Consider the following 3,771-nt stretch of genomic DNA (forward strand, 5'->3'; position numbering starts at 1 on the left):
GCCAAAGGCGGCCCTTAACCCCCGAAGATGTCATTCCTCAAGTCAACACCACTGCTGGGAGAAAGACGATGGCTCATCCATCACAAGCCGCTTGGATGGAGACGTTCCTCGGGCTTCAAGAGGAGCTGGTCACGTTGTTGCGCGAGTTAACCGTTCGGGAGTCGCCCACCACGGAGAAAGCCGCAGTGGACCGTTTGGGGGAGTTTGTGGCGGAGCGGCTGCGGGATCTCGGGGCCCGGGTCGAGCGCATCCCTCAGGAGATGGTGGGCGATCACTGGCTTGCCACCTGGGGGGATCCAGAGGCTTCAACCCAGATCCTTATCCTTTGCCATCTGGATACCGTGTGGCCCTTGGGGACGCTGGCCCGTATGCCGATCCGCGAAGAGAACGGCCGGCTCTACGGCCCAGGGGTCTTCGATATGAAGGGAGGGATCGCTGTCCTGCTGGGCGCCATGCGGGGGCTTCTGACGCTGGGCGTTCGGCCTCCCCATCGGATCCGCATGCTCTTCACCAGCGATGAAGAGACTGGCAGCGAGACTTCCCGCCCTCTGATCGAGGAGGAGGCCCGGCGTAGCCACTTGGTGCTCTGTCTGGAGCCGGCGCTCCCTGACGGGAGTCTAAAAACATTTCGCAAGGGGGTGGGGGATTTCACCGTGGTTGCCTACGGCCGATCCGCCCACGCCGGAGCGGATCCCCAGCGTGGGATCAACGCTATTGAGGAGCTGGCGTATCAGATCCTGCGCCTGCGCGGGCTGGCGGATATCCGCCGGGGCACCACGGTGACAGTGGGCGTGATCCGAGGCGGCACCCGTCCCAATGTGGTGCCGGAATATGCGGAGATGGTGGTGGATGTGCGGGTGGCAACGCGGGCGGAGATGGATCGGATCGAGAAGGCTTTCCGAACCCTTCGCCCGGTCCTCGAAGGGGCTCGTTTGGAGGTCCGGGGTGGTTTCAACCGGCCGCCGATGGAGCGCAACGCTCTAATGGTTGCCACCTTTGAGCGAGCCCGCGCCATCGCCGCCGAGCTGGGCTTGACCCTCACGGAGGGGGGGACCGGTGGGGGAAGCGATGCAAACTTCACGGCAGCTCTCGGGATCCCGACCCTGGATGGCTTAGGGGCGATCGGCAACGGCGCTCACGCCCTGGAGGAGCACGTGCGCATCGATTCCCTCCCCCAGCGGGCGGCCCTCGTTGCAGCTTTGCTGACCCGATGGGCGGTATTATAGTTGTAGAGCAAGGTTTGGTTGGAGACCAAAGAAGGATGGTCTCTTGGCCCTCAAAAGAGCCAGGAAGTCAGTGTGATGCGTGGAGAGTTGATCCGTGCGGCTGAGTTCATCCGGCGTTCGCACCATCTGGTCGCCTTGACCGGCGCGGGGATCAGCACACCATCCGGGATCCCCGATTTTCGAAGCGAGGGCTCTGGATTGTGGACCATCTACGATCCGATGGAGGTGGCCTCGATCTGGGCCTTCTCCCGCCGCCCCGAGGCGTTTTTCGAGTGGGTGCGCCCGTTGGCCCGTCGGATCTTGGAGGCCCAGCCGAACCCTGCTCATTACGCTCTAGCCCGCTTGGAAGCCGCAGGCATCCTGAAGGCATTGATCACCCAGAACATCGATGAGCTCCACCAGAAAGCGGGCTCCCGTAACGTCATCGAGGTGCACGGCCACTTGCGGGAGGCCACCTGCATCCGGTGCTATCGGAAAGTCCCTGCGGATCCCTATCTGAAAGCCTTCTTGCAGGATGGGACGATCCCGCGTTGTGAGCAATGTGGAGGCGTGCTGAAGCCGGACATCATCCTCTTTGGGGAACAATTGCCGGCCCGAGCGTTCCTGGCGGCCCAGCAGGAAGCCCGACGGGCCGATGTGTTCCTGGTGGCCGGCTCCTCGCTGGAGGTTGCCCCTGCTGGGGACTTGCCGATCCTGGCCAAGGAGCATGGTGCTCGCCTGATCATCATCAACCTCTCCCCGACAGCGGCCGATCGGTACGCAGATATCCGAATCCACATGGACGTGGCCGAGGCGCTTCCTCACCTGGTGGATCTGGTGTTGGGCCCGGAGCAGACAACGACCTCGGGGAGCTATCCGGAGGGGACGGTCGGTTGAGCGGGAGAGGGGATTTTGGGGTGGGTGGGGCCGCCGAGGGCGGCCCTGCTCAAAAACCGGAGAAACGAGATGGGGAGGATCTGAATGGCGCTGAAGGGGAACCTTCGGGATTTCAACACCGCCCAACTGCTCAACTTGATCCATCTGGCCCGGAAGACCGGAACACTGACCGTGGAGAGCCGGAACGGCACAGCCCGGCTATGTTTTAAGGACGGTAAGCTGATTTACGCGGCGCTGGACCGTCAGGATGGACGCTTGGCGGATGTTCTGATCCGGGCCGGAAAACTCCAGCCGGAACAGCTGAAGGTATTCGACCTCTCGCGCCTTCAGGATGATAAAGTGCTGGGCCTCAAATTGATTGAAGCGGGCTATGTCACCCAGCAGGACATCCTGAACAGCCTGCGGGCCCAGATGCTGGATGTGGTCTACCGCTTGTTTTCGTGGAACGAGGGAATGTTTCGCTTCGAGCCGGACCTTCAGGTGCTCCAGAACCGCATCCCGGTTCCCATCGATCTAGAGAACATCATTATGGAAGGTGTCCGACGTCTCCGGGAGGTAGAGCGCCTGAAGGAGGAGCTCCCCGATCTGGATATCCCGGTTCGGTTGACCAGCCGTCCGGAAGCTATTCGCAAGGTGCAGCTGAGCACAGAGGAATGGCGGGTGATCAGTCAGGTGAATGGCCGGAACACAATCGAGCAAATCATGCGCCGCCTGAACATGGACGAGATTCAGATCCGACGCATCATCTATGGACTCCTCCAGGCGGGCCTGATCGAGCTGGGAGCACCACCACCTGCAACCCCGCCAGGCGTGCCACTCCCAGGGTCCAAGGGCGGGGTCTCGCGTTCAGTGGTGGAGAAGCTGATCAATTACTTCCGTAGGCTCTAGCGGTTTGGGCGGCCGGGTTGGACCCAGGAAGGCGACTCCCTTCCTGGCGTTTGGGCCGCTCCCCCTGGCAGGTCAAAAGGGGATTTCTTCCCCTCCCGCGCCACGAGGCAGGAGGAGGGATAGCGTTCCGATTCCATAATGTTCGAAGATCTCTCGGGAGGGACAGCCGCCCTATGCAAGCGGTGAAGATTGTGGTGACCGGGCCTTTCGCCTCGGGGAAAACCCAGTTCATTCGCACCATCAGCGAGATTGAGGTGGTATCCACCGAGCGACGGATCTCCACCTCAGTGGAACGGACGATCAAGGATCAGACCACAGTGGCGATGGACTTCGGGCGGATCACGATCGATAAAGATCTGGTGCTGTATTTGTTCGGCACGCCTGGCCAACGGCGGTTCGATTTCATGTGGGAGATCCTGGCCGAGGGAATGTTGGGGTTCGTTGTAATGGTCGATAGCACGAGACCCGAGACGTTCCGAGAGGCTCGTAATATTCTCGACACCTTTCGCCGCTACGCGCAAACCCCCTTTGTGGTCGCTGCCAACAAGCAGGACCTCGAGGACGCATGGGATCCAGAGGATCTGCGCATCGCGCTGCGTCTGGATAGCCAGGCGAAGGTGCTGCCATGCGTGGCCACCCGACGGGATAGTGTGAAAACTGTGGTCCTGGAGCTGCTCTACTCGATCCTTGAGGAGCTTTCCACGTCGCGGTAACGCCCATGCCCCCACTCCCCCCACGGCCCTTTGGGCGGTGGGGGAAAAGGAAAGAGAAAATCCTTGGG

General features: G+C 61.5%; 4 protein-coding genes. All 4 read left to right on the plus strand.

Going from position 1 to position 3,771, the window contains the following annotated elements; genetic code table 11:
* Nucleotides 1-68: 68 nt before the first annotated feature.
* The 4 genes from ACFMO5_RS00390 (at nt 69) to ACFMO5_RS00405 (ending at nt 3,703) form a co-directional block, all read left to right on the plus strand.
* On the plus strand, nt 69-1,226 hold the full coding sequence (locus tag ACFMO5_RS00390) for a M20 family metallopeptidase (RefSeq protein WP_376790793.1): 1,158 nt from the start codon (nt 69-71) through the stop codon (nt 1,224-1,226).
* 75 nt (nt 1,227-1,301) lie between these two features.
* On the plus strand, nt 1,302-2,102 hold the full coding sequence (locus ACFMO5_RS00395) for an NAD-dependent protein deacylase (RefSeq protein WP_376790794.1): 801 nt from the start codon (nt 1,302-1,304) through the stop codon (nt 2,100-2,102).
* An 84-nt stretch (nt 2,103-2,186) separates the two neighbouring features.
* On the plus strand, nt 2,187-2,990 hold the full coding sequence (locus ACFMO5_RS00400; protein ID WP_376790795.1) for a DUF4388 domain-containing protein: 804 nt from the start codon (nt 2,187-2,189) through the stop codon (nt 2,988-2,990).
* Between the two features lie 173 nt (nt 2,991-3,163).
* Complete coding sequence (locus ACFMO5_RS00405; RefSeq protein ID WP_376790796.1) at nt 3,164-3,703, plus strand: ATP/GTP-binding protein; 540 nt, start codon at nt 3,164-3,166, stop codon at nt 3,701-3,703.
* Nucleotides 3,704-3,771 lie beyond the last annotated feature (68 nt).

The organism is Thermoflexus sp., assembly GCF_042408365.1.
Classification (GTDB): domain Bacteria; phylum Chloroflexota; class Anaerolineae; order Thermoflexales; family Thermoflexaceae; genus Thermoflexus.

What these genes read in the sequence shown, in the direction of transcription:
- ACFMO5_RS00390 (WP_376790793.1), top strand. Translation starts at nt 69, where the DNA reads ATGGCTCATCCATCACAAGCCGCTTGGATGGAGACGTTCCTCGGGCTT.
- ACFMO5_RS00395 (WP_376790794.1), top strand. Translation starts at nt 1,302, where the DNA reads ATGCGTGGAGAGTTGATCCGTGCGGCTGAGTTCATCCGGCGTTCGCAC.
- ACFMO5_RS00400 (WP_376790795.1), top strand. Translation starts at nt 2,187, where the DNA reads ATGGCGCTGAAGGGGAACCTTCGGGATTTCAACACCGCCCAACTGCTC.
- ACFMO5_RS00405 (WP_376790796.1), top strand. Translation starts at nt 3,164, where the DNA reads ATGCAAGCGGTGAAGATTGTGGTGACCGGGCCTTTCGCCTCGGGGAAA.